Source organism: Streptomyces sp. S186, assembly GCF_051603415.1.
In the GTDB taxonomy this organism is placed as follows: Bacteria; Actinomycetota; Actinomycetes; order Streptomycetales; family Streptomycetaceae; genus Streptomyces.
Genome location: NZ_CP193932.1, coordinates 3,487,959 through 3,508,970 on the forward strand (window position 1 = coordinate 3,487,959; position 21,012 = coordinate 3,508,970).

The following is a 21,012-nucleotide window of genomic DNA, read 5'->3' on the forward strand; positions in this document are numbered from 1 at the left end:
CCTTTCTCCTCATCTTCCTCACGACGCATCTCGCCGTGAGACGGATTTGGCACCTTCCCTAGCCGGGAGCCTCGCGCGCGCCGTGCTGCGGCTGCGGAGATCGGCTGGAGGGTTGCCGGGGCTTCAACGGGCCGTGTCCCTCTGCCCCTCTGGATGAGCGGTATGGCGCTGGGCGGACCCAGGCGTTTGTCGCGCGGTGACCCCGACATGCGGTGGTCGTGCACGTTGTTCAAGACTGTAACCGAAGGCGCTCGCCGTTGAGATAGTCGTCCGGTCCGCGAGATGGATCACATAACGGGCCTCCGTTCGGGGCCCACCGAGGAGAGTCGTAGACGTGCTGGAAGAAGTGGAGCGCTGGCTGGCCGGACGCTCCTGGTCCGCCGCGGACCGCCCCCTGGAGCAGTTGCTGGAGGCCAAGCGCCAGACGGGGCGGACGGTCAGTGTGGTGCTGCCCGCGCTCGACGAGGAGGCGACGGTCGGCACGATCGTCGCGGCGATCCGCGCCGAGCTGATGACCCCGGAGGTGCCGCTGGTCGACGAACTGGTGGTGCTGGACTCGGGGTCGACCGACCGGACGGCCGAGGTCGCCGCGGCGGCCGGCGCCCGGGTGGTCCACCGGGACAGCGTGCTGCCGCGGATCCCGGCGCTGCCCGGCAAGGGTGAGGTGCTGTGGCGGTCCCTGCTGGTGACCGGCGGCGACATCATCTGCTTCGTCGACGCCGATCTGCGGGAGTTCTCCGCCACGTTCGTCTCGGGGATCGTCGGGCCGCTGCTGACCGATCCGGAGATCCAGTTCGTCAAGGCGATGTACGACCGGCCGCTGGACACCGGGCCGCTGGACACCGGGGAGGGCCGGGCGCCGGTGGCGGAGCAGGGCGGACGTCTTGCCGGAGGCGAGCAAGGCGGACGCGTCACCGAGCTGGTGGCCCGGCCGCTGCTCAATCTGCACTGGCCGCAGCTGGCCGGGTTCGTGCAGCCGCTGGGCGGGGAGTACGCGGCGCGCCGCTCGCTGCTGGAGCGGCTGCCGTTCCCGGTGGGCTACGGGGTGGAGCTGGGGCTGCTGGTGGACTCCCTGCACACGGTCGGACTGGATGCCCTCGCCCAGGTGGACGTGGGGGTGCGCCGGCACCGGCACCAGGGCGGCCAGGCGCTCGGCCGGATGGCCGCCGCCATCTACCGCACCGCCCAACTCCGGCTGGCACGCGGCCACTTGGTCCGCCCCCGGCTGACGCAGTTCGAGCGGGGCGAGAGCGGATTCGTGCCGCGGACGACGGAGGTGGACACCGAGGAGCGGCCGCCGATGGCCGAAATCCCGGAATACGCGGAGCGGCGGGCGGCCTAGGGGTTGTCCGTAGGGCCCGGCCGGGACCTGGCCGGGATACGTACGTTTGCACGGATCGGTGACGGGTTAATGTCGCGACATGGTCTCCGAGCGCAGTGCGGTCCAGCCAGGTGCCGAGGTCCTCGTCGCGTCGAACCGCGGGCCCGTTTCGTATGCCCTGGGGGCGGGCGGTGAGCTGACCGCCAAACGGGGCGGCGGGGGGCTGGTGTCGGGCCTCTCGGCGATCGGGCAGTCGACACGCGGCGCGGAGCGCCTCGATGAGGGGCGGTGGTCGGGCGACGGGCGGGCAGATGCCGAGTGGGTATGTTCCGCGCTGGGGGACGGTGACCGGGAGGCGGTGCGGCGGACCGGGGGGCTGCTGGATGTCGCGGACACCGGTGGACAGCGCGTCCGGATGCTGGACATTCCGGCGGATGTGCACGCCGCGGCCTACAACGGCGTCGCCAACTCGGTGCTGTGGTTCGTCCACCACATGCTGTACCAGACGCCGCTGGAGCCGGTGTTCGACGCGGATTTCCGGGGGCAGTGGGCCGCGTACGAGGCGTACAACGCGGCGTTCGCGACGGCGCTGGCGGACGCCGCGGGCCCGGGGGCGGCGGTGCTGGTGCAGGACTACCACCTGGCGCTGGTGCCGGGGCTGCTGCGCGGGCTGCGGCCGGACGTCCGGATCGCGCACTTCTCGCACACCCCGTGGGCGCCGCCGGAGTACTTCGCGATGCTACCGGACGACGTCGGGCGGCAGCTGCTGCTGGGCATCCTGGGCGCCGACCGGGCGAACTTCCTGACCGAGCGGTGGGCGCGGGCGTTCACGGCGTGCTGCGCGCGGACGCTGGGGCCGGACTACACCACGCACTGGCCGCGGCACGAGCCGCCCAGCGTGGCCGTGGTGCCGTCGGACCGGGCGGCGCACCGGACCCGGATCGGGGTCCACGGGCTGGGGGCGGACGCGGAGTTCCTGCGGGAGCGGTCGCGGCGGCCGGACGTCGAGGAGCGGATGGCGGCGCTGCGGGAGCAGATCGGCGGGCAGGCCGACGGGACGGCGCGGAAGACGATCGTCCGCGGCTGGTGCTGACGCGGGCGCTGGGCAGCTGGCGGCGCTGGCTCCGGTGGCCCGTGTGCGGGCGCGGGGAGCGCTGGCCGGTGGCCCGTGTGGTGGCGTTCGCGGGGCTGGGGCTGGGTGCGGTCGCGGTGGCGACCATGTCGGGGCTGGCGGTCTACGACCATGAGCTGTTCTGGCCGGCGGCGGTGCAGAACATCGTGCTGGATCTGGTGGCGCCGCTGGGGCTGGCGCTGGGCGATCCGCTGTCGCTGGCGCTGCGGGCGCTGCCGCAGGAGGGGCGGACGGCCCGCCGGCTGCGCGCGGCGATCTCCGGCCGGCTCGTCCGTTTCCTGACGTTCCCCCTGGTCAGCACGGTTCTGGTGCTCTCCTCCGAGCTGGCGATCTACTTCACGCCGTACTTTCCGACGGCGCTGCGGCACGGTCCGCTGCACGAGCTGATGTATCTGCAACTGCTCGTCACCGGAAGCCTGTTCGTGCTGCCGGTGCTCACCCGGGAGGAGTTGCTGCCGTCGTGGTGCAGCCATCCGGTGCGGGCGCTGCTGGTGCTGGTGGACGGGCTGGTGGACGCGGTGCCCGGGGTGGTGGTGATGACCAGCGGCACGCTGATCGCGGGCGGCTGGTACGCGTCGCAGCACCGGCCGTGGGATCCGAGCCCGCAGCAGGACCAGATGATCGGCGGCGGGCTGATGCTGACCATCGCCGAGCTGGTCGGACTGCCGTTCCTGATCGCAGTGTTCGCGGAGTGGGTGCGCGAGGAGCGGCGGCGGACGCGGGCGCTGGACGCCCGGCTGGACCGGGAGCTGGCGGTGGCCGCGTCCGCGGCGGTGGCGCCCGCGACATCGGGCGCGACGACGGGCGCGACGACGGGCGAAGCGGCCGTTCCGGCGCCGGAGTTGATGCGGCCGTGGTGGGAGACCGACCAGGGCGAGGTCGGCGAACGGTTCCGGCGGGGGCGGTAGGGAGGGCCGGCGCGCTCCCCGTTGTCCGCCCCCGGATGCCGCGGCGCGCGCCCGCGGCATGGCTGTGGCGCGCTGGAACGGGGTATTTCTTGTGCATGTCAATCAGCGCACGGTCCCATTCCGCAAGGCGGTCACACTCCGCAAGACGGTCACCTTCCGCACGGTGGGCCGCGGTTGCGGCCGCCACCCTCCTGGCGGCCACGGTCGCCGGATGTTCGTCCGGCAAGGGCGGCACCGACGCGAAGGGCAGCCCGTCGGCGTCCGGGGCGGCGTCCTCGTCCGTCTCCCCGCCGTCCGGGTCCGGGTCCATACCCGTCGGCCCCGGACCGCAGTCGGCGTACACGGTGCAGCGCCAACCCGCCCCCGGCTCCTGCCACTTCCAGTACACCGCCGACAAGCAGCCGCTGCCCGACCCCAAGTGCACCCCCGGGGCCACCAACCCCAAGGTCACCCCGCAGACGCTGAAGACCACGATCTGCCAGAGCGGCTACACCAAGGGCATCCGGCCGCCGGTGAACATCACCAGCCGCGAGAAGACCGCCAACGCCAAGTCCTACGGCTATACGGGCCCGTTGCACGACGCCGAGTACGACCACCTCATCAGCCTCCAGCTGGGCGGCGACCCGAACGACCCGCGCAACCTCTGGGTCGAGCCGCCGTCCCCCGGGCACAAGCCCGGCGCCGGGCCCAACAACCCCAAGGACGGCGTGGAGAACAAGCTCAAGGCCGCCATCTGCTCCGGCAAGGCCGATCTGGGCAAGGCGCAGCAGGCCATCGCGCACGACTGGACGACGGCGCTGTCCTCCCTGGGCCTCAAGGAGTAGCCGAACCCTCCTCGCCGGCCCCCTCGTCGGCTCCCTCGGCGCCCCGCGCCTCCCGCGGCGGGTTCTCGATGCGGTCGGCGAGGGCGTCGAGCAGGGCCACCACGCCCTTCGGCCCGTCGACGACCAGGTCGGCACGGTCGGCCAGCTCGGCGACCTCGCTGCTGCCGCTGCACACCAGGACGCCGCCGGTCCCGTCGGAGCGCAGCCGCTCGACGGCGGCGAAGGCGGCGAGGTCGCCGAGGTCGTCGCCGGCGTAGAGAACGGCGGCGGCGCCGGTCTCCTCGACCCACTCGGCGAGCGCGACACCCTTGTCCATGCCGGGCGGGCGCAGCTCCAGCACCAGCCGGCCCGGTTCGACGATCAGGCCGTGGCGTTCGGCGAGCGCGGTGAGCGGTTCCCGCAGCTGCTCGAAGGCGCGCTGGGGGTCGGCGGCGCGGCGGGTGTGGACGGCGATGGCGCGGCCGCCCTTGCGCTCGACGGCGGTCTCGACCCAGGTGCCGTGCCAGACGCCGGAGCGGTCCAGTACGCCGGGGAGTTCGGCCTGTACGGCGGCAATGCCGGGGTGCGGGGCGGGGGCGTGCAGGGCGCCGGTCGCGGCGTCCCAGCGTTCGGCGCCGTAGTGGCCGAGGACGGCGAGGTGGGTGAGGCCCGGGAGTCCGTCGAAGCCGCCGAGGCGGACCGCGACGCCGGCCGGGCGGCCGGTGATCACCGCGACCGCGCGGAGGTGGGGGGCGAGCCGGGCGAGCGCCTCGGGGGCGCCGGGGTGGGCGCGGGCCTTGGCCGGGTCGGGGACGATGTCGGCGAGCGTGCCGTCGAAGTCGAGGGCGACGACGGCGCGTTCGGGGTGGGCCAGCAGGGCGGCGAGGCCCGCGCGGCCGGCGGGGGTGACCGGAAGCGGGACGGCGTGCGGCGCCGGCGCGGGGTCCGGTGCCGGTTCGGGAGGTGGCGCGGCGTTCGGGGTGCCCATGACGCCGACCCTACCGGCGGCGCACGGGCGCATGCCGGGTGTACGGGGGCATCGGGGCGGCGGTCGTCGGGGTGCGAGCAGGCCGGGCTCAGCGACGCGCCCGCCGCGCCTCCCGTACGCGGCGCAGCCGGTTGACCGTCACGGGGTCGTGGGCGAGGGCGCGGGGGTCGTCGAGCAGGGCGTTGAGGAGCTGGTAGTAGCGGGTCGGGGAGATGCCGAGCTGTTCGCGGATGGCGCGTTCCTTGGCGCCGGGGCCGGGCCAGGAGCGGCGTTCGACGGCGAGCACCGCCTCGTCGCGGGCGGAGAGCCCGCGCTCGGTGCCGTCACCGATGCCGTCACCGATGCCCTCACCGGTGCCGTCCGTCATGCCACTCCGCCGTCCGTCGTCACGTTCCCACGATAAGCCCACCGCCGGGGCGGGCCCGGGGGTGGTCCTCCGGGCCCTGCGGCCGGCATCGTCCCGGCGCCGTCCGGGACTATTCGGCGCTGTTGTCGGCGGTCTCCGCGGTGTTCTGGATGTCGGTGAGGATCGCGGAGGGGTTGCCCTGAGGGCCGACCGCGGCGCCCATCCGGGACTTGACGGTCTTGGAGACCAGCGGCCAGGACGTCTTGGCGGCCGGGTAGAAGTGGGCGGCGGGCAGCTGGTTGAGGAAGCCGTGCAGCTTGCTGAAGCGGTCGTCGGCGAGCATCGCCTGGGAGGCGGAGGTGGTGACCGGCAGCAGGTTGTAGTCGGCGGAGAACTTCAGGACGTTCTGCCTGCTGTAGACGAAGTCGAGGAACTTGCCGACCTCGGCGCGGTGGCCGTTCTGCTTGAACGCCGTCATCCAGTCGGCGACGCCCATGGTGGCCTTGGCCTTGCCGGTGGTGCCGGGGAGTTCGACGGTGCCGTAGTCGATGCCCTTGGCCTCGGCCTGCTTCATCAGGGTGGGGTGGCCGTTGAGCATGCCGACGTCGCCGGCGGCGAACCCGGCGAAGGCGTCCCCGCGGTTGAGCTTGGCGGGGTCGCCGCCGGTGAGGCCCTTGCCGACGAGGTCCTTCTGGAGCCACTCGAAGGTCTTGACGTTCTCGGGCGAGTTGAGGGTGTACTTGCCGATCTGGTCCGTGTAGTCGCCGCCGCCGGCCAGCAGCCACTCCAGCGTCTCGGCCTGGGTCTCCTCGGGGCCGAGCGGCAGCGCGAAGGGGATCTTCACGCCCTTGTCCTTGAGCTTCTGGGCGTCACTGGCGATGTCGTTCCAGTTCTGCGGCGGGGCGGTGATGCCGGCGTCGGCGAACAGCTTCTTGTTGTAGAAGAGGCGCCGCGTGCTGGCCCCGAAGGGCATGCCGTACTGCCTGCGCTGGTATTCGCCGGCCTGCGCGAGGGAGGGGGTGAAGTCGGCCTGGACGGGGATGGAGAGCAGGTCGTCGGCGCTGTAGAGCTTGCCGCGGGCGGCGTAGTCGGCGTAGGCGCCGATCTGTGCCATGTCGGGTGCCTTGCCGGCGTCGACCAGGTCCTCGACCTTCTTGTCGACGTCGGTCCAGCTGTAGACCTTGACGTCGACCTTGATGCCGGGGTTCTTCTCCTCGAAGGCGCGGACGAGGTCGTCCCAGTAGTGCTGGGAGCTGTTGGCCTTGCTGTCGCCGTAGTCGGCGGCGATCAGTGACAGGGTGACGCCGCCGCCCCCGCTGCCGCTGCCGCAGCCGGTGAGAGTCAGTGTCATGGCTGCGGCGAGTCCCGCCGCCAGGCTCACGTACCGCCGTCGCACCGCTGTTACCGCCCCTTTGTCCCGAAAATTCCATGCTTGCGGGTGTTCCCACCGTCGTCTCGGGGATCGCCCTCGATCGACCGAGAACAGCGCATCCTGCACCGTCCCCCACAAGGTCTACACCACCCTCCCCACGCCCTCCCTGCCGGGCCGCCGCTCGCGCAGGTCAGAGGCCATGGAGACGGGTGCACAGAGCAGGCTACCGGCGCGTACGCACCTCCCGCCGCCGGCGGCGGTCGGAGGATCGGAGGACACCTGCCCCCACGTGGCGATCAGCACGGTGTCAGCACGGTGAGTGGACTAGACCTTTATTGTCCGGTCGCGCGACACTGTCCCCCGTGAAACACGTCATCGCCCTTGATGTGGGCGGCACCGGCATGAAGGCCGCCCTCGCCGGGGCGGACGGCACCCTCCTGTACGAGGCGCGGCGCCCCACCGGGCGCGAGCGCGGACCCGAGGCGGTCGTCGAGACGATCCTCGGCTTCGCCGCCGAGCTGCGCGACCTCGGCCGGGAGCGGTTCGGCGGCACCGCGCTGGCCGCCGGCCTCGCCGTCCCCGGCATCGTCGACGAGGCCACCGGCACCGCCGTCTACGCCGCCAACCTCGGCTGGCGCGACGTCCCCCTGCGGGCACTGCTCTCGCAGCGGCTGGGCGGGGTGCCGGTCGCGCTCGGCCACGACGTCCGCACCGGCGGCCTGGCCGAGGGCCGGATCGGCGCCGGCCGGGACGCCGACCGCTTCCTCTTCGTCCCGCTGGGCACCGGGATCGCCGGCGCCATCGGCATCGGCGGCCGCATCGAGGCCGGCGCCCACGGGAGCGCCGGCGAGATCGGGCACATCGTCGTCCGGCCCGGCGGCCCGGCCTGCGGCTGCGGGCAGCGCGGCTGCCTGGAGACGGTCGCCTCGGCCGCGGCGGTGGGCCGCGACTGGGCCGCGGCCAGCGGCGATCCGCGGGCCGGCGCCGCCGACTGCGCCCAGGCCGTGGCGTCCGGCGACCCGCGCGCCCGGGAGGTCTGGCAGGCCGCCGTGGACGCGCTCGCCGACGGCCTGGTCACCGGGCTCACCCTGCTCGACCCGCGCACGCTGATCATCGGCGGCGGGCTCGCGGAGGCCGGCGACACGCTGTTCGCGCCGCTGCGGGCGGCGGTCGCGGCGCGCGTTACCTTCCAGCAACTCCCCTCGATCGTCCCGGCGGCCCTCGGGGACGCCGCCGGCTGCCTGGGCGCAGGACTGCTCGCCTGGGATCTTCTCGCAACGGAGGTAACCGCCTGATGGCACACCAACAGTCCACGGGGCGGCCCTCGGACGCCCGGCGCACCGTCCTCGCCGGCGCCCGGATCGCCCGGCCCTCCGGCGTCGCCGACCACGGCCGGATCACCATCGAGGGCACCCGGATCGTCGCCGTCCACAGCCGGGACAAGGACCGCGGCCGGACACCGGACGCCACCGAGGCCGCCGAACAGCACGATCCCGCGGCGACCGTCGTCGACCTCGCCGGGCACCTGATCGTCCCCGGCTTCGTCGACATGCACGTCCACGGCGGGGGTGGCGGCTCCTTCTCGTCCGCCGACCCCGAGGAGTGCCTGAAGGTCGTCGAGACCCACCGCCGGCACGGCACCACCACGATGGTGGCCTCCACCGTCACCGGCGACCTGGCCGACCTGGCCCGACAGGCCGCGGTGCTGGCGGAGTTGGTGCAGCAGGGCGAGCTGGCCGGCATCCACTTCGAGGGCCCGTTCATCTCCCCGCACCGCTGCGGCGCCCACCAGCCGGAGCTGCTGCGCGACCCGGATCCGGCCGAGGTCCGCCGGCTGGTCGAGGCGGCCCGCGGCACCGCCGCGATGATGACGATCGCCCCCGAGCTGGAGGGCGGCCTGGACTCCGTCCGGCTGCTCGCCGACGCCGGGGTGATCGCCGCCATCGGCCACACCGACTCCACCTACGACGCCACCCGCCGGGCCATCGACGCGGGCGCCACCGTCGCCACCCACCTGTTCAACGCGATGCCCCCGCTCGGCCACCGCGCACCCGGACCGGTCGCCGCGCTCCTGGAGGACGAGCGGATCACCGTCGAGCTGATCGACGACGGCACCCATCTGCACCCGGCGGTCCTCCAGATGGCGTTCCGCGAGGCGGGCGCCGAACGGGTCGCCTTCATCACCGACGCGATGGGCGCGGCCGGCATGAGCGACGGGATGTATCCGCTCGGGCCGATGCGGGTGGAGGTCAGGGACGGCGTCGCCCGGATCAGCGAGGGCCCCACCGCCGGTTCCATCGCGGGCTCCACGCTCACCCTGGACCGCGCCTTCAAACGGGCCGTCACCGTCGACGGGCTCAGCGTCGAGCAGGCCGTGCAGGCGCTCTCGTCGACCCCCGCGCGGCTGCTGGGCATCGCCGACCGGACCGGCTCCCTGGAGGCCGGCAAGGACGCCGACCTGGTCGTCCTGGACGCCGGTCACGACGTCGTGGGCGTCCTGCGGCAGGGCACCTGGCTGCGCCGCCCGCCCGGTGTCTGACGGGCCGTCAGGCGCGCCCGAGCCGCCCGGCCGTCCGCAGTGGCGGCCGGGTGCGCGGGGTTGACCGACGCGGGTCTGGGCCTACGGCCGTTCGCGATGGCATGATCGCTCGCGCACTTGTCCGTATGCCACCGCTGTCCGTATGCCACCGCGGAACGCGGTGCCTTCACCCACGGCCGTCCGGCCGGCCTCCTCCTGGAGGGGAGACCATGATCCTCACGGTCACGCTGAACGCCGCCCTGGACATCACCTACCGCGTCCCCCGGCTCCATCCGCACACCACCCACCGCGTCACCGAGGTCACCGAACGCCCCGGCGGCAAGGGCCTGAACGTCGCCCGCGTACTGGCCGCGCTGGGCCACCGCACGGTCGCCACCGGCTTCGCGGGCGGCGGCACCGGCGACGCGCTGCGCGCCCTGCTCGCCCAGGAGACCCTCGTCACCGACGCCCTGGTCCCGGTCGGCGGCGCCACCCGCCGCACCGTCGCCGTGGTCGACGCCGCCACCGGCGACACCACCCAGCTCAACGAGCCCGGCCCCACCGTCTCCCCCGCCGAATGGGCCGCGTTCCTCGCCACCTACCGCGAACTGCTGGGCGGGGCACGGGCGGTGGCGCTCTGCGGCAGCCTGCCGCCCGGCGTCCCGGTGGACGTCTACGCCCGCCTCACCCGCGCCGCCCGCGCGGCCGGAGTGCCCGTCCTGCTCGACACCAGCGGCGAGCCCCTGCGCCGCGGCCTGGCCGCCCGCCCCGACCTCGCCAAGCCCAACGCCGACGAACTGGCCGCCCTCACCGGCAGCACCGAACCGCTGCGCGCCGCCCGCGACGCCCGCCGCCGCGGCGCCCACGCGGTGGCCGCCTCGCTCGGCCCGGACGGCATACTCGCGGTGACCGCCGACGGCGCCTGGCAGGCCGCCCCGCCCCGCCGCTTCACCGGCAACCCCACCGGCGCCGGCGACTCCGCGGTCGCCGGCCTGCTCTCCGGCCTCGTCGAGAACCTCCCCTGGCCCGACCGCCTCCGCCGCGCCGTCGCCCTCTCCGCCGCCACCGTCCGCTCCCCCACCGCCGGCGACTTCGACCCCACGACCTACAACGACCTGCTGCCGCAGGTAACGGTGACGGAACGTCCGACGGCGGCGTGAAGGGGCTGAGGCCGCGTTCTCCGCATCAGGGCCGTTCGAGCCAGACCTGGTCGAGGTTGACCTCGCACTGGTTGCCCTTCTCGCAGGACATCTTGACGGTGTTGGTGCCCTTGTTGAGCTGGATGAGCGACCAGGACCTGGTCCAGCCCTTGTCCCAGGCGCCCTCGGGGGCGTGGGCGAAGTTGTGCAGGCTTATCGGCCGGGTCAGCGCCTGGCCGTTGATGGTGAGCGTGAGGTTGGCGTCCTTGCCCGGTACGCCGTAGCCGACCCAGAGCTTGTACTGGCCGGGGGCGTCCACGTTGAGGGTCCAAGTGGCCGACGCGCCAGGGGTGTTCATCCCGCCGACGTACGACCCGCTGGCCGAGCGGGCGCCGGGGACGTCCTTGGCGGTTGTCGCGCCGCCTTCGAGGCGCAGGGCGCCCGCGTCGTCCTTGGGGAGGGCGCCCGGGGTGGGCTTGGTGGAGGGCTGCTGGCTGGGCTGGACGGAGTCGGCGGCCGTGGGGCCCGGCTTGTCGGCGGTGTCGCCCTGGGACTGGCCGGAGTTGGTCAGCATGGCCACGCCGATGCCTATGCAGACCACCGCGACCACCGCGACCGCGCCGATCAGCAGGCCGTTGCGGCTCTTGCGGGGCGCCGGGGCGGGCGGGGCCGGGCGGGTACGGTCGGCGCCGGCGCCGCCGGGCAGCGTCTCGGGCGCGGCGTAGTGCGCGTTCTGCCGGCCGTACGCCGACGGGCCCTGGTTGCCGTACTGGCGCTGGCCGACCGTGCGTACCTGGTTGTAGGAGGTCCGCGGGACGCCGGGCTGCCGCGCGGCGCCGGCACCCGACGCGGTCCCGCCGCCCTCGCCGCCCTCCGAGCGGTAGAGGTGGGCGAACGGGTCGTCGTTCTCCGGCGTGTCCGCGCCGTTGTTGCCGGCCGTCATTCCGTGTCACTCCCAAGCGGTCTCTACGCGTCTGTGCGCGTCCGTACGCGTGCGCGGGGCTCCGCGCGAACTGCCTCTTCCGGGCCTCCGGCGCCGCCGCGCCGCATCGGCGCAGCCTACCCCGTCGGCGCGCGGCCACGCCGTCCCCGGACGTTCACGAGATCGCTACGGATCGGTGAACGCGCGATGCCCAGGCAGGACGCCGCGGATGTGAGATGCGCGGCATCTGCCGGGCGGGCGGTGCCGGATGTGCCGCGCGGCTCAGCCGGCCGCCCGCCGGTTGCTCTTCGACCGCCGCTTCTCGACGTACATCCGCTGGTCGGCGGACTCCAGCACCTCCTCGGCGGTCATGCCGCAACTCGCCCAGCCGATGCCGAAGCTGGCGCCGACCCGGACGGCCCGGCCCTCGACCCGGATCGGCGGGGTGATCGCGTTCCGCAACCGGACCGCGAGGTCCTGGGCGTCGGCCGTGCCCAGTCCGTCGGCGAGCACCACGAACTCGTCGCCGCCGAGCCGGGCGACGGTGTCGCCGTCGCGGACGCCGCTGGTCAGCCGGCGGGCGACCTCGATCAGCACCGCGTCACCGGTGTTGTGCCCGAAGCGGTCGTTGATCGACTTGAAGCCGTCCAGGTCGCAGAAGAGCACCGCCAGGCCCTTGGCGCCGTCGTCCTCGGCGCCGTCGGCGGGCGCGGAGAGGTGGACGTGGTGGTCGAAGGGGAGGGCGCCGCGGGGCATCGGCCGGGGCTTCTCGCCCTCGAAGCCGTCCAGGCCGTCGAACGGCTCCGGCCCCTCACCGGCGAAGCCGAGCGGAGCGCGTGGATCGGCACCGGCGCCGGCGGAGGCGTAGGCATAGGCGTCGGCGAGCGCGCTGGGCGGGCGGGAGCACAGCCGGGCGGAGAGCCGGGCCCGTAGCTCGGCACTGTTGGGCAGGCCGGTCAGCGAGTCGTGGCTGGCCCGGTGCGCGAGCTGGAGCTCGTGCCGCTTGCGCTCCTCGATGTCCTCGACGTGGGTGAGCAGGAAGCGGGGGCCGTCGGCGGTGTCGGCGACGACGGAGTTGCGCAGCGAGACCCAGACGTAGGAGCCGTCGCGGCGGGCCAGCCGCAGCTCGGCGCGGCCGCCCTCGGCGGAGGTGCGCAGCAGTGTGCCGATGTCGTCGGGGTGGCAGATGTCGGAGAACGACAGCCGGCGCATCGCGGAGGCCGGGCGGCCCAGCAGCCGGCACAGCGCGTCGTTGGTGCGCAGCAGCCGTCCGTGCTGGTCGCCGCCCATCTCGGCGACGGCCATCCCGCTCGGCGCGTACTCGAACGCCTGCCGGAAGCTTTCCTCACTTGCCCGCAGGGCCTGCTGCTCGCGCTCCAGGCGGACCAGCGCCCGCTGCATGTTGGCCCGCAGCCGGGCGTTGCTGATCGCGATGGCGGACTGGAACGCGTACATCTGGAGCGCCTCCTGGCCCCAGGGGCCCGGGCGGCGGCCGTTGCGCGGCCGGTCCACGGAGAGCACGCCGAGCAGTTCGCCGTTGCCGTTGGCGGCGGTGTACATGGGCGCGAAGAGGCGGTCCATCGGGTGCCACTCGTCGGGGAACCGCGGGGCGGGCCCGGCGGTGTGCCACTGCGGGACGTCGTCGTCGTCCAGCACCCAGCCCTCGGTGTGCGGGATGAAGCACAGGTCGCCCCAGCGCTCGCCCATGGACAGCCGGCGCTCCCACGAGGCGCGCGAGCCGACCCGTCCGGCCATCAGCGCCTCCGCGCCCGCGCTGCCGGCCACCGCGGCGACGACGAGGTCGCCGTCCGGCCGGACGAGGTTGACCGCGGCGAGCTCGAAGCCGAGCCCGGCGATCGCCCCGTCGGCGACGGTCTGCAGGGTGTCCGCGAGACTGCGCGCGGTGTTCAGTTCGGCGACCACTTGGTGCAGCTGCCGCAGGGTCGCAAGACGGACATAGGGCTCCGACTCGGTCTCCATCGCTCGCTCTCCCTGAGACCTCGACAGCAACTCCACCGATTTCTTTGTCGTCCGATTCCACGCTCACTGAATCACAGTGAGCTGTTCACCCGGTACACAGGGTCAACAATTAGCGCCTCATGTGACTCAAGTCACAGTCCGTGACGGGTCGTTACCTCTCGTCGACCAGCGGCGCCACGGCGCGCGCGAACGCCGTCCGGACGCCTTCTGAAAACTTCCTGAACGCAAATTCCGGCCAACCCGGGGCCGGCTGGCCACCCCCGCGGCCGGTTCCTCCGCCCCGTCGCGGCGGTCGGCGCCTCCGCCGCGGGACCTAGGCCGCGGCTGGTCCCGGGGCCCGATGCGCGCCGCGCCCGGGCGACGTTAGCGTGCATGGCGTGTTCACGAAGACTCCTGCCGCCACCCCGGCCGCCGGCTCCGCCACCACGGCCACCGTCGCCCTCGCCTCCCTGCCGGGCGACGGGCCGATCGCGCATGCTGTGGGGGTGAGTGACGACGAGTTCCGCGCCGCCCTGTCCCGCCTCGCCGCCGGCGTGGTCCTGATCACCGCCCACGATCCGGACGCCGGAGCGCGCGGCGAGGACGTCGGCATGACCGCCACGGCGTTCCTTTCGGTGTCCCTCGATCCGCCGCTGGTGATGGTGAGCGTTCGCAACGACTCACGGATGGACGACCTGCTGGCGCAGCAGCCGCTGTGGGCGGTTTCGGTGCTGTCGGGCCACCAGCGGCACGTAGCGGGACGATTCGCGATGAAGGGCCGGATCAGCGACCGGCTGCTCTTCCAGGACATTCCCAGCGAACGGGGCGAAGCGTCCGGTGCGCCGCTCATCGGGGGCGCACTGGCGACGCTGGAGTGCCGGACCGAGCAGCGGGTGGTGGCCGGCGACCACACCCTCGTCATCGGCCGCGTCCTGGCGGCGACCACGTCCGAGGGGGACGACGGGCCGCTGACGTACTTCCGGGGGAAGTACCGGCAGCTGGGGTGAAGGGGGCGGGGGGCGGCGCCGGGCGGGGTGCCGGGTGCCAGGCCGGGCTCCGGGCCGGGCCTCAGCCCCAATCGCGGCCGGAGCGGCCCCGCTTGGTGTCGCCGCGCTGCTTCTTCTCGCGCAGCCGGCGCTCGTTGATCCCCCGCGGGATGCGGGTCTTGCGCCGGGGCTTGGGCGGCGGGGCGGTGGCCTCGGCGAGCAGCGCGGCGAGGCGGACGGCCGCGGTCTCGCGGTTGCGCCACTGGGAGCGGTGGTCGGAGGCCCGTACGGTGAGCACGCCGTCGACCAGCCGGCCCGCCAGCCGCTCCAGCGCCCGCTCCCGCCACACCGGGGGCAGCGCCGTCGTCCGCGCCAGGTCGAAGCGCAACTCGACCTGACTGTCGCTGGTGTTGACGTGCTGGCCGCCCGGGCCGGAGGAGCGCGAGAACCGCCAGACCAGCTCGGCCTCCGGGAGGACGACCGAACCTCGGATGACATGCGGCCCGGACATGCCCCCATGATCCCGCGCCCGCGGCCGCCCGTCACCTCCGTTTTCCCGGCCGAAGCGGACCGCAGCCTTCGGGAGCGGGCATGGCGCGCCATGAGGAGCGTGCATGGCGCACCACCGGGAGCGGGCACGGCTCGCCATCAGGAGCAGGCGTGGCTCGCCATCAGGATTGGGCAAAGAAAGTAAAGGGGGCTGGAACCACCTGGTCCCCCCGGGGCGTTGAGGGGGATGACGGCGGCTCCGCTCCGGGCGGGCCGCCGCCGCAGGGGGAGGGCGACGAGTCGATCAACGTCAACCTCAGTGCGCTGCCGGCCGAGATCGACAAGATCGTCTTCCCGGTCTCCATCTACGACGCCGAGAACCGCGGCCAGAACTTCGGCCAGGTGCGGAACGCCTTCATCCGCATCGTCAACCAGGCCGGCGGCGCCGAGATCGCGCGCTACGACCTCAGCGAGGACGCCGCCACCGAGACCGCCATGGTCTTCGGCGAGCTGTACCGCAACGGCGCGGAGTGGAAGTTCCGCGCCGTGGGCCAGGGTTACGCCTCCGGCCTGCGGGGCATCGCGCAGGACTTCGGCGTCAGCGTCTAAGTCCCGGCGCCGCCACCGTCGCCACGAGGGCCGGTCCCCAGGAGGGGGCCGGCCCTTGGTGTGTGCGGGGGGAGCCGGCGGCGGTCTCAGGCGGCCGCGCTGCCGTGGGTGGGGTGGGTGGCGCGTGGTGGGCGACCGGGATGTGGTGACTGCGCTGCGTGCGGGACGTCGTCCCGTGCCGCGTCCGGTGCCACGTCCGGGGGCGTGGCGTGCACGACGACCTCGTCCAGCGACAGCCCGAGCGCCCCGGCGAGCGCGGCGACGGTGAAGAACGCCGGGGTCGGCGCCCGGCCGGTCTCGATCTTGCGCAGCGTCTCCGCGGAGAGTCCGGCCGCCGCGGCGACCTCGACCATGCTCCGCGCGCCGCGCGCCGCGCGCAGCAGCGCGCCCAGCCGCTCACCGCGTTCGCGTTCCCAGGGGGTCAGTGGAGTCCGCACCATGCCCGTGATACTAATACCGGTAAACAAATACCGGTAAAGAAATACCGGTCGGTCGGTCCGCCGTCACGGCTGCGCGGCGCCTGGGCAGCGCGCTCGGGCGGGCGTGCTCGGACAGCGTGCTCAGGCGGCGCGCTCGCGTGGCGCGCCGTGAAACGGAAATTGGGGAGGCGTATCCAATGGTGGAGATCAAGACCGACGCGGCGCTGGACGCGATGCGGGTGGCGGGCCGGGTGGTCGCGGACGCCCTGGCCGCGGTCCGCACCACGGCCGCACCCGGCGTGCGGCTGACCGAGCTGGACGAGGTCGCGCGCACGGTGCTGCACGAGGCCGGCGCCACCTCGCCGTTCCTCGGCTACCGCCCGTCCTTCGCCCCCACCCCCTTCCCCGCGGTGATCTGCGCCTCCGTCAACGACGCGATCGTGCACGGCGTCCCGGACGGCTACCGGCTGCGCGACGGCGACCTGGTGAGCATCGACTGCGGCGCGGTCGTCGACGGCTGGGCCGGGGACGCGGCCACCAGCTTCACCGTCGGCACCGAGCACCCCGAGGACCGCCGGCTGAAGGAGACCACCCTGCGGGCCCTGGAGGCAGGCATCGCGGCCGCCGTCGTAGGCGCCCGGATCGGCGACGTCTCGCACGCCATCGGCAGCGTCGGCCGCGCGGCCGGCTACGGCATACCCGAGGACTTCGGCGGCCACGGCATCGGCCGGGCGATGCACGAGGACCCGCCGGTCCCCAACGAGGGCCGGCCGGGCCGCGGTTTCGTGCTCCGCCACGGCCTGGTCATCGCCATCGAGCCGATGTTCCTGGCCGGCGGCGGCGACCACTACGCCGCGGACGCCGACGGCTGGACCCTGCGTACCACCGACGGCAGCCGCGCCGCGCACTTCGAACACACCGTCGCGGTGACGGACGACGGGCCGCGGGTGCTCACCCTGCCTTAGCGGGGCACGGCAGGGAACGAGCCGCGGGCCCCGCCCGCCCCCGCATGCCGCCGCGCGTGGCACCATCAAGGCGTGATCGACCTCGGCTATTCCCTGTCCCGCCGCTTCCCGGACCCGCCCCAGACGGACTACCGGACCGCGGACGCGCACGCCCTGCGCCACGACCTTTTCTGCGGCGACGTCTACATCGCGGACACCGAGACCGATCGCGAGCTGTCCACAGCCTGGGGATGGGTGCCGGTACTCGACTTCGCCTGGGCACTGTGCGACATCGTCGAGCAGCTCGACACCGACCCCCGCGGCAGCCGCTCCGCCCGTCCGATCCACGCCGAGCTGGACTTCACCGAGTCCACCGACCGGATGCTCTTCGAGCGGCGTTTCGGCTGGGTCGACATCGCCGCCGACTGGATGCCGGCCGAGGACGCCCCCCTGACCTTCAATCACGCCGCGCTGCGCCGTGAGGCCCGCGACTTCCTGCACGACCTGGTCGCCGACCTCGCCGATATGCACGAGGGCCTCGCCGACAACCCCACCATCTGGGCCCTCCAGGCCCGCTTCCCCCGCGTCTGAGCCATCATCTCCGTCGCCTCCTCCCGTTACTCCTTTCTCCCTTCCCCCCTCCCACGCCCGCCCCTCCCATCTCCCCCTTCCCCCTTCCCCCTTCTCCTGCCGCTGTCTCACTCCACCCGCACGCCGACCTGAGCCGCGAACGCCGGTGCCAGATCCATGAGTTGGGCCATGCTGATCACGGCACCGCCCAGGGAGTCGATGCCCCGGGCGATCTGCAGCGCGGCGACCCCGCGCAGATCGACGTCCTTCATCCGCGTCGCCGAGAAGTCCACTCGCGCCAGGGTGCAGTCCTCGAACGACACCCGCTCCAGCTGCGCGCCCCCGAAATCCGCCTCGACCAGCACGCATCCCTCGAAGGCGACGTCCCGCAGACTGGCCTTGCGCAGATTGGCGAAGTCGATCTTCCCGCCGCGCACCACCACTCGGTCCAGCGTCGCACCGTGGAGCTGTATCCCGCCGAGGCGGGCGTCCACCACCTCCACATCCCGCAACGACGCCCGCGACAGGTCCGTTCCCACCCCGCGCACCTCGCTCAGCACGCTGTCGATGATCCGCGCCCGGCTCAGCACCGTCTCGTCCAGCGCGCACCGCCGCAGCGCGCAGTCCATGAACTGGGCACCGCGCGCCGACTGCCCGGCCCAGTCCGCGTCGGTGAACTCCAGCCCGTCGTAATCCCCTTCGGGCTCCAGCTCCCCGCCGTCGTACACCCGCAGCTCCGGCAGCCGCACCTCGGGCCGCCGCACCGCCCGCACCGTCTCCCGCCCGCGCCCTACCACGCGCTCACCGCCTCCCGTCCATTCCGGACCCCGGGCCCGGCCTGCTCCCTGCCGCCGCGGGCCAACTCGGCCCCGCACTCCGCGGACCTCTCCACGCCACGTCACCCATCCTCAACCACCCCACTGACAATCCCCTCTGACACCCCACCTGACCTGTGAAAACCCTCCCTCTCGCGGAGGCATGTCACATCCGCGGCACCCCCATCCGTCCCCTCGACGAGCGCCCGCCGCCACGACGGGCGCGACCCGAACCACCGAAGGAGCCGCCATGACCCGCCGCCCGCTCCCGCTCACCGTCGTCGGAGGCGGTTTCGCCGGCCTGACCGCGGCCATCTCCGCCGCCGAGGCCGGCGCCGCCGTCACCCTCTACGAGGCGCACCGCACGCTCGGCGGCCGCGCCCGTACCACCGAGGGCCCCTACCTCACCAACGAGGGCCCGCACGCCCTCTACAACCGCGGCCCGCACTGGCCCTGGCTCCGGCAGCGCGGCCTGCTCGGACCGCTCGCCCCGCTGCCCCTCCGGGACGCCGCCCGGCTGCGCTTCTTCCACCGCGGCGCCCTGCGCCGACTGCCCCCGCTCGGCATGCTGAAGCTGCGCGCCCACCGCGACGCCCCCGTCGACCAGGACTTCCTCACCTGGGCACGCACCCGCGCCGGCGAGAGCACCGTCCGCGCCGCGGCCCACTTCGTCGGCGTCGCCACCTTCCACCACGACCCCGGTAGCCTCTCCGCCGCCTTCGTCCAGGAACGTCTGCGCCGCACCACCGCCCTGCCGCCGGAGGCCCACTACGTCGCCGGCGGCTGGGGCAGGCTCATCGAGCGGATGGCGCGCCACGCCCGCGACCTGGGCGTACGCATCGAGACCGGGGCGCGCGTCGACGCCCTCCCGGAGGACCGCCCGGTCATCGTCGCCACTCATCTGGACTCCGCGCGGGCCCTCCTCGGCGACGACCGGCTCCGCTGGACCGGCGCCCGCGCGGTGCTGCTCGACCTCGCCGTCCGGACCCGGCGCGGCGACCCGTTCGCGCTCTCCGGGCTGGACTTCCCCGGCTGGATCGAGCGGTTCACCGGCCCCGACCCGGGCCTCGCCCCGGGTGGCGAACAGCTCCTCCAGAGCCAGGTCGGCATCGGCCCGGACGAGACCCGCGACGACGGCGTGGCCCGCGCCGAACGCCTCCTGGACGCCGGTTACCCCGACTGGCGCGAACGCACCACCTGGCGCCGCACCTCCCTCTCCAACTGCCGTTCGGGAGCGGTGGACCTGCCGGGCACGTGCTGGCGCGACCGCCCGGCGATCGACCGCGGCGACGGCGTCTATCTGGCGGGCGATCAGGTCGCGGCCCCGGGTGTGCTGTGCGAGGTGTCCTTCACCAGTGCCCTGGAGGCGGTCTCCCTCGCCCTGGGAACCGGCCACCACGGCACGGCCCCGCACCCACACCGCACGACGGCCACCGGGGCCACCGGGGCCACCAGGGCTGCCGGGACGACCAAGACCACAGGGGCTGCCAGGACCACCGGGCCCGCCGACCGCGTCCGCTGACCCTGCAATGCATCCGCAATGCATCCGCAATGCATCCGCGCAATGCACCCGCACCACCACCGAGTTGACCTCAATCCAACTTGAGGTACGAGAGTGGCGGCAGTTGACCACCCCCGCCGGCGGGGCGGTCGCCCTCCCTTGGCGACCGCCCCGGCCCGCCCTCCTCAGAGGAGACGACTCCGCCATGCGCGCAATACGGCTGCACACCTTCGGTCCCGCGGAAAACCTCGTCTGCGAAACCCTCGACGACCCCACCCCGGGGCCGGGCGAGGTCCGTATCGCCGTGGCCGCGGCGGGTGTCCACCTCCTGGACACCGCCCTCCGCGAGGGCCTGGAGGGCGGCCCCGCACCGCTGCCCGAACTGCCGACGGTGCCGGGCCGGGAGGTCGCCGGCACCGTCGACGCCGTCGGCGAGGGCACCGACCCCGCCTGGCTGGGCCGCCGCGTCGTCGCCCACCTCGGCATGGTTCCGGGCGGCTACGCCGAACGGGCCGTCACCACCGCCGACCGGCTGCACACCATCCCCGACGGGCTGGACGCGGCCCAGGCCGTCGCCATGATCGGCACCGGTCGCACCACCCTGGGCATCCTGCTCTTCGCCGCCCTCACCCCCGACGACATCGCGATCGTCCCGGCGGCTGCCGGCGGCATCGGCTCACTCCTCGTCCAGCACGCCAAGAACACCGGCGCCACGGTCATCGGCCTGGCCGGCGGCCCCGTCAAGGTGGCCCACGTCCAGGACCTGGGCGCCGACCTCGCCCTCGACTACACCGACGCCAACTGGCCGGCCCGCGCCCGCCGTTTCCTCGACGAGCGCGGCGCCCCCGGCGCCACCCTCGTCTTCGACTCGGTGGGCGGCGCCCCGGGCCGGGCCGCCGTGGACCTGCTCGCCCGCGGCGGCCGCCACCTGGTCTTCGGCTGGTCCTCCGGCGGCCTGCTCTCCGGCGGCCCGCTGGAGTTCACCGACGCCGAACTCGCCGAACGTGGCATCACCTCCGAATCCGTCCTCGGCGCCCCGATGCTGGCCCGGGTCGGCGGCCTCAACCCCCTCCGCACCCTGGAGACCGCCGCCCTCACCGAAGCCGCCGCCGGCCGCCTCGTCCCCACCGTCCAACGCTTCCCTCTCGCCGAGGCCGCGGCCGCCCACCGCGCCCTGCAGTCCCGCGGCACGATGGGGAAGGTGGTACTGGTGCCGTAGCCGTAGGCGGTACTGGTGCCGTAGACGCAGATGCCGTAGACGGGGCCAGGCG

The 21,012-nt window shown here is 73.9% G+C and carries 18 protein-coding genes, 3 pseudogenes and 1 riboswitch; of the genes and pseudogenes, 13 read left to right on the forward strand and 8 right to left on the reverse strand.

Going from position 1 to position 21,012, the window contains the following annotated elements; genetic code table 11:
* Positions 1 to 6: 6 nt before the first annotated feature.
* Positions 7 to 160, reverse strand: a riboswitch (SAM riboswitch).
* Positions 161 to 334: 174 nt separating this feature from the next.
* The 4 genes and pseudogenes from ACRAS8_RS14575 (at position 335) to ACRAS8_RS14590 (ending at position 4,185) form a co-directional block, all read left to right on the forward strand.
* The gene (locus tag ACRAS8_RS14575) at positions 335 to 1,342 is read left to right on the forward strand and encodes a glucosyl-3-phosphoglycerate synthase (RefSeq protein ID WP_438486483.1); all 1,008 of its coding nucleotides are present in this window, start codon (positions 335 to 337) and stop codon (positions 1,340 to 1,342) included.
* Positions 1,343 to 1,421: 79 nt separating this feature from the next.
* Positions 1,422 to 2,402 (forward strand): annotated as a pseudogene (locus tag ACRAS8_RS14580) (trehalose-6-phosphate synthase); the annotation flags it as partial.
* A gap of 59 nt (positions 2,403 to 2,461) precedes the next feature.
* Positions 2,462 to 3,361: pseudogene (locus tag ACRAS8_RS14585) on the forward strand (cytochrome c oxidase assembly protein); the annotation flags it as partial.
* A gap of 95 nt (positions 3,362 to 3,456) precedes the next feature.
* On the forward strand, positions 3,457 to 4,185 hold the full coding sequence (locus tag ACRAS8_RS14590; RefSeq protein WP_438486484.1) for a hypothetical protein: 729 nt from the start codon (positions 3,457 to 3,459) through the stop codon (positions 4,183 to 4,185).
* On the opposite strand, the gene otsB is transcribed toward ACRAS8_RS14590, so the two are convergent.
* The 3 genes from otsB to ACRAS8_RS14605 all read right to left on the reverse strand — a co-directional run bounded on the left by otsB (position 4,175) and on the right by ACRAS8_RS14605 (position 6,849).
* Positions 4,175 to 5,152, reverse strand: coding sequence for a trehalose-phosphatase (gene otsB / locus ACRAS8_RS14595; RefSeq protein ID WP_438486485.1), 978 nt, complete (start codon positions 5,150 to 5,152; stop codon positions 4,175 to 4,177). The two genes, ACRAS8_RS14590 and otsB, sit on opposite strands and share 11 nt — an antisense overlap.
* An 88-nt stretch (positions 5,153 to 5,240) precedes the next feature.
* On the reverse strand, positions 5,241 to 5,519 hold the full coding sequence (locus tag ACRAS8_RS14600) for a DUF3263 domain-containing protein (protein ID WP_438486486.1): 279 nt from the start codon (positions 5,517 to 5,519) through the stop codon (positions 5,241 to 5,243).
* Positions 5,520 to 5,628: 109 nt separating this feature from the next.
* Positions 5,629 to 6,849 carry an extracellular solute-binding protein gene (locus ACRAS8_RS14605; RefSeq protein WP_438486487.1) on the reverse strand — a complete coding sequence of 407 codons (1,221 nt, stop codon included), beginning with the start codon at positions 6,847 to 6,849 and terminating at the stop codon, positions 5,629 to 5,631.
* Positions 6,850 to 7,232: 383 nt separating this feature from the next.
* Between ACRAS8_RS14605 and ACRAS8_RS14610 the strand changes: the two genes are divergently transcribed.
* The 3 genes from ACRAS8_RS14610 to ACRAS8_RS14620 all read left to right on the forward strand — a co-directional run bounded on the left by ACRAS8_RS14610 (position 7,233) and on the right by ACRAS8_RS14620 (position 10,548).
* Positions 7,233 to 8,165, forward strand: a complete 933-nt coding sequence (locus tag ACRAS8_RS14610; RefSeq protein WP_438486488.1) for an ROK family protein — start codon at positions 7,233 to 7,235, stop codon at positions 8,163 to 8,165.
* Entirely contained in the window at positions 8,165 to 9,409 is a 1,245-nt protein-coding gene (gene nagA, locus ACRAS8_RS14615; protein WP_438486489.1) for an N-acetylglucosamine-6-phosphate deacetylase, read from the forward strand. The genes ACRAS8_RS14610 and nagA overlap by 1 nt, the downstream gene beginning before the upstream one ends.
* A gap of 209 nt (positions 9,410 to 9,618) precedes the next feature.
* Positions 9,619 to 10,548, forward strand: coding sequence for a 1-phosphofructokinase family hexose kinase (locus tag ACRAS8_RS14620; protein WP_438486490.1), 930 nt, complete (start codon positions 9,619 to 9,621; stop codon positions 10,546 to 10,548).
* A 25-nt stretch (positions 10,549 to 10,573) separates the two neighbouring features.
* Here ACRAS8_RS14620 and ACRAS8_RS14625 read toward each other — a convergent pair whose 3' ends face one another.
* Positions 10,574 to 11,470: a carbohydrate-binding protein gene (locus ACRAS8_RS14625; RefSeq protein ID WP_438486491.1), complete on the reverse strand. Its 897-nt coding sequence runs from the start codon at positions 11,468 to 11,470 to the stop codon at positions 10,574 to 10,576.
* A 261-nt stretch (positions 11,471 to 11,731) separates the two neighbouring features.
* On the reverse strand, positions 11,732 to 13,429 hold the full coding sequence (gene cdgB / locus ACRAS8_RS14630) for a diguanylate cyclase CdgB (RefSeq protein WP_438486492.1): 1,698 nt from the start codon (positions 13,427 to 13,429) through the stop codon (positions 11,732 to 11,734).
* A gap of 485 nt (positions 13,430 to 13,914) precedes the next feature.
* Between cdgB and ACRAS8_RS14635 the strand changes: the two genes are divergently transcribed.
* On the forward strand, positions 13,915 to 14,415 hold the full coding sequence (locus tag ACRAS8_RS14635) for a flavin reductase family protein (RefSeq protein ID WP_438490486.1): 501 nt from the start codon (positions 13,915 to 13,917) through the stop codon (positions 14,413 to 14,415).
* A gap of 61 nt (positions 14,416 to 14,476) precedes the next feature.
* On the opposite strand, the gene arfB is transcribed toward ACRAS8_RS14635, so the two are convergent.
* The gene (arfB, locus tag ACRAS8_RS14640) at positions 14,477 to 14,905 is read right to left on the reverse strand and encodes an alternative ribosome rescue aminoacyl-tRNA hydrolase ArfB (RefSeq protein WP_438486493.1); all 429 of its coding nucleotides are present in this window, start codon (positions 14,903 to 14,905) and stop codon (positions 14,477 to 14,479) included.
* A gap of 260 nt (positions 14,906 to 15,165) precedes the next feature.
* On the opposite strand from arfB, the pseudogene ACRAS8_RS14645 reads away from it, so the two are divergent.
* Positions 15,166 to 15,492, forward strand: a pseudogene (locus ACRAS8_RS14645) (TerD family protein); the annotation flags it as partial.
* Positions 15,493 to 15,578: 86 nt separating this feature from the next.
* Here ACRAS8_RS14645 and ACRAS8_RS14650 read toward each other — a convergent pair.
* Positions 15,579 to 15,932 (reverse strand): helix-turn-helix domain-containing protein, encoded by a 354-nt coding sequence (locus ACRAS8_RS14650; RefSeq protein WP_438486494.1) that lies wholly within the window; start codon positions 15,930 to 15,932, stop codon positions 15,579 to 15,581.
* Between the two features lie 176 nt (positions 15,933 to 16,108).
* Between ACRAS8_RS14650 and map the strand changes: the two genes are divergently transcribed.
* Both map and ACRAS8_RS14660 read left to right on the forward strand, forming a co-directional pair.
* A complete protein-coding gene (gene map, locus ACRAS8_RS14655) occupies positions 16,109 to 16,876 on the forward strand; it encodes a type I methionyl aminopeptidase (RefSeq protein ID WP_438486495.1) in 768 nt (255 codons plus the stop codon).
* Between the two features lie 72 nt (positions 16,877 to 16,948).
* Complete coding sequence (locus ACRAS8_RS14660) at positions 16,949 to 17,446, forward strand: hypothetical protein (RefSeq protein WP_438486496.1); 498 nt, start codon at positions 16,949 to 16,951, stop codon at positions 17,444 to 17,446.
* A 107-nt stretch (positions 17,447 to 17,553) separates the two neighbouring features.
* On the opposite strand, the gene ACRAS8_RS14665 is transcribed toward ACRAS8_RS14660, so the two are convergent.
* Positions 17,554 to 18,198, reverse strand: a complete 645-nt coding sequence (locus ACRAS8_RS14665) for a pentapeptide repeat-containing protein (RefSeq protein ID WP_438490487.1) — start codon at positions 18,196 to 18,198, stop codon at positions 17,554 to 17,556.
* A gap of 292 nt (positions 18,199 to 18,490) precedes the next feature.
* Between ACRAS8_RS14665 and ACRAS8_RS14670 the strand changes: the two genes are divergently transcribed.
* Positions 18,491 to 19,762: an FAD-dependent oxidoreductase gene (locus ACRAS8_RS14670; RefSeq protein ID WP_438486497.1), complete on the forward strand. Its 1,272-nt coding sequence runs from the start codon at positions 18,491 to 18,493 to the stop codon at positions 19,760 to 19,762.
* A 184-nt stretch (positions 19,763 to 19,946) separates the two neighbouring features.
* Entirely contained in the window at positions 19,947 to 20,960 is a 1,014-nt protein-coding gene (locus ACRAS8_RS14675; protein WP_438486498.1) for a zinc-binding dehydrogenase, read from the forward strand.
* The last annotated feature ends 52 nt before the right edge of the window (positions 20,961 to 21,012 follow it).